General features: G+C 65.7%; 3 protein-coding genes. All 3 read right to left on the bottom strand.

The annotated features are described in order from the left end of the window. Positions 1-100, bottom strand: a 100-nt coding sequence (locus tag ACYQ6W_RS22530; RefSeq protein ID WP_459678521.1) for a FitA-like ribbon-helix-helix domain-containing protein, incomplete at its 3' end; no start/stop codon positions are given. 108 nt (positions 101-208) lie between these two features. Next, complete coding sequence (locus tag ACYQ6W_RS22525) at positions 209-586, bottom strand: hypothetical protein (protein WP_459678520.1); 378 nt, start codon at positions 584-586, stop codon at positions 209-211. 59 nt (positions 587-645) lie between these two features. Further along, positions 646-2,289 carry a ParB/RepB/Spo0J family partition protein gene (locus ACYQ6W_RS22520; protein WP_459678519.1) on the bottom strand — a complete coding sequence of 548 codons (1,644 nt, stop codon included), beginning with the start codon at positions 2,287-2,289 and terminating at the stop codon, positions 646-648. Between the last annotated feature and the right edge of the window lie 396 nt (positions 2,290-2,685).

Here is a 2,685-nt window from a genome sequence, read left to right as displayed (position 1 = left end):
CCCGCACCTCCGCTTCAAGGCTGCGTTTGCCAGCTTCGGCACGCTGCTGCAGCCGTCGCTTGATATCATCGTCCAAGCCTCTGACGATAAGCTGGGCCATCCGCACCCCCTGTGTTGATATCATGATATCACTGCATACAGCCGGGCGCAATCGTCAGCTGTCGCCGTCAGTGATCGCTTGCTGATCCGACGCAAAAAGGCGCGCTCGTTATGCGGCCCTTCGCGCGGAAGGCACCTCGGCGTCGCCAAGCTGCTCCAGGCGCTCCACCTCGGCATAGAGACGGCGCAGACGGGGCAGGTAGAGGTCCTGGCATTCCACCGACGCCGCGAAATAGCGGGTCCAGGTCGCACGGTCCCAGGTCTGGCGCGCTCCGAGGCGGTCAACGTTCCCGAGCGACCGCGCTGCGGCCTTTTCTGATTCCGCTGCCCAGTCTGCCTCAAGCGCGGCGATTTCGGCCCGCATCTCGGTTGTGGTGGCCTGGATGCGGCGAGGGCCGATAGCGATCGGTGATTGACCGATGGAGAGGGCGTGCGGGGCGCAGGCGCGCGCCGCCCGCTCGCCCCGATGGGGACGGATATGGGTCATGATCGAGCTCCATGTCTGAGGGGTGGGGCCCGGCCGCTCGAGGCGGCCGGGCGTTCTGCTCAATCGGCGGCGTCGGCGAATTCCGCGTAGCCGTCGTCTCCCTCTTCGGACGAGGCTTCGTCCTCGCCATCCAGGTCATCCTCGGGTCCGGAGGTCTTGTCCCCGGTTTCGATGGCGTCGATCTGGTCCTGGGTGAGCGCGAAGGTCGCGCCCGGATAGACCCAGGTCGCGTCCGCGAAATGGCTGACCATGTTGGCACGGGTGTCCTTGACCCGCGCTTCGACCCGCAGCCCGTTGGCCGCGGCTTCGCGTTCCAGCGCCTGCCGAGAAAGGCAGGAGAGGAAGTCCTCCGTTGCCATGCTGGGCAGCCGGAGATCGGCGCCGATGGCAGCCGCGGCGATCAGCGCGCCCACCCCGCTGTTGGACATGCCCTCGCGGCAGGAGAGGGTTTGCGCCAGGATCTCGCGCGCCGCCTGCCGAATGGCATCGTGATCCTGGGTCAGCACGCCGCCCGCCGCGATGCGGCCCCAGGTCGCCTCGCGGTCGAAGCGGCCGAAGCTGAGGGGGCTCTGGATGGAGACGTTGCGGCCTCCGAGCGTCAGCACCAGCAGACCGATCAGCGTGATGTCGGAGGCCGGATCCTGAAGCAGAGATTCGTGCAGGGCGTCGGTGCGCAGGTCGCCGATGATGCCCTGACCCTTCTGGGTGACATCCGGGCGAGGCGCTTTGACCGGAATCTCCGGAGCCTCCGCGGTCCCGCCTTTCGCCTTGCTCGCCTTCGGTTCGGCGGGCATCCGGTAGACGATGGTCTCGACCTCAGCCGTGCGGGGATCGAGATAATGGCCGGTCATGTCCCCCTTCGCAGGCTTCCCCCAGACCCGCTGCGCCTTTTTCGGCAGGGTCGGGTGGCCATGGTCATCCTGCGGCAGAAGCACGCCGTTCTTGGGGAGGTGTCCCTCAAGCCACTCCTGTTGCGCACCAAAGAACCCGTCCACGTTCGTCGTGTAGCGGTTCTCGTCCCCGGCGGGCATGAAAAGGTCTTCCTCCCAGACCACGCCATATTTCGCAGCGAGCGCGTCATCGAACTTCGCCGCCGAGAACGGGATGCGCCGCTTGGAAAGCGCATTGGCGATCGCGAACCAATTGGCCGCCTCGCCCTTCTTGGGCTTGTGCTTTTTCCAGACCTGCGCCTGCTCCTCGAGCGTCGCGCAGCCGATGACGCGGAGGAGTTCGTCCTTGGCAATGCTGACGGCGAGCGCGTCGAGCATCGGAGGATGGATATGGGCGAGAAGCTTGATGCCACGAAGGCCCCGTACGCTGAAGGCCAAAGCGTCGGCGATCGCCTGTTCCTGCCAGCCCAGGGTCTCCAGCTTCTGCACGGCCCGCCAAACGTCGACCCGGTTCATGGGTGCCCGGACCATGTTCTCCGAAAGCGCTTCCATCGCCGTCGAGGTATCGGTGCTGTCGGTCACGATGACATTGATCATCGGGAGATCGGCTTCAATCGCCGCGGCCACGCGGCGGTGACCCGCGACGATGAGCAAGGCGCCATCCGCTTCGCGCACGAGCGGCGGCTGGACGATGCCGATGGCGCGAATGGACGCGACCAGCTGCTGGTCCTCGTGCGGAAACACGCCGAACTTGCGGGGATTGTCGGGATTGGCCTTGAGATCGCGAGGATTGACGCTGCGGAGTTCAGTCATTGTCGGCTCCTTCAGAGGGTTCCGTCTCGCGATTTTTCCTGCGAGACCCTTCCCCGCGGCCGCGGCGGGATGCCCGGGGCAAGGGCCTCAGCCGGCGAAGCCGGGCGCGCGGGCCCGTCCCGCGCGACCCTTGCGGCGGGCATCTCCGATGCGGCACCGGCTTCCTCGTCTCCCGGTCCGTTCATTTTCCCGAGGTCTTGTCACAAAACAGCGCCGCATTGAGAGGGCCCGAAGTTCCCAAACTCGTTACCTAACCGACTAGCATCTGGATCAGCCTATGCTAGGATCTGTTGACAAAAGGGCTTTCCTGCGAGGGCCGTTCGTGATTCAAAGCTGGCCTTTGCGGAGGCTGGCGCGTGCGTGGCGATCTGACGGACCAAGAGTGGGCGATCATAG

This window comes from Acidisoma sp. 7E03 (genome assembly GCF_054665075.1).
This window is presented reverse-complemented; position numbering and strand designations above follow the sequence as displayed.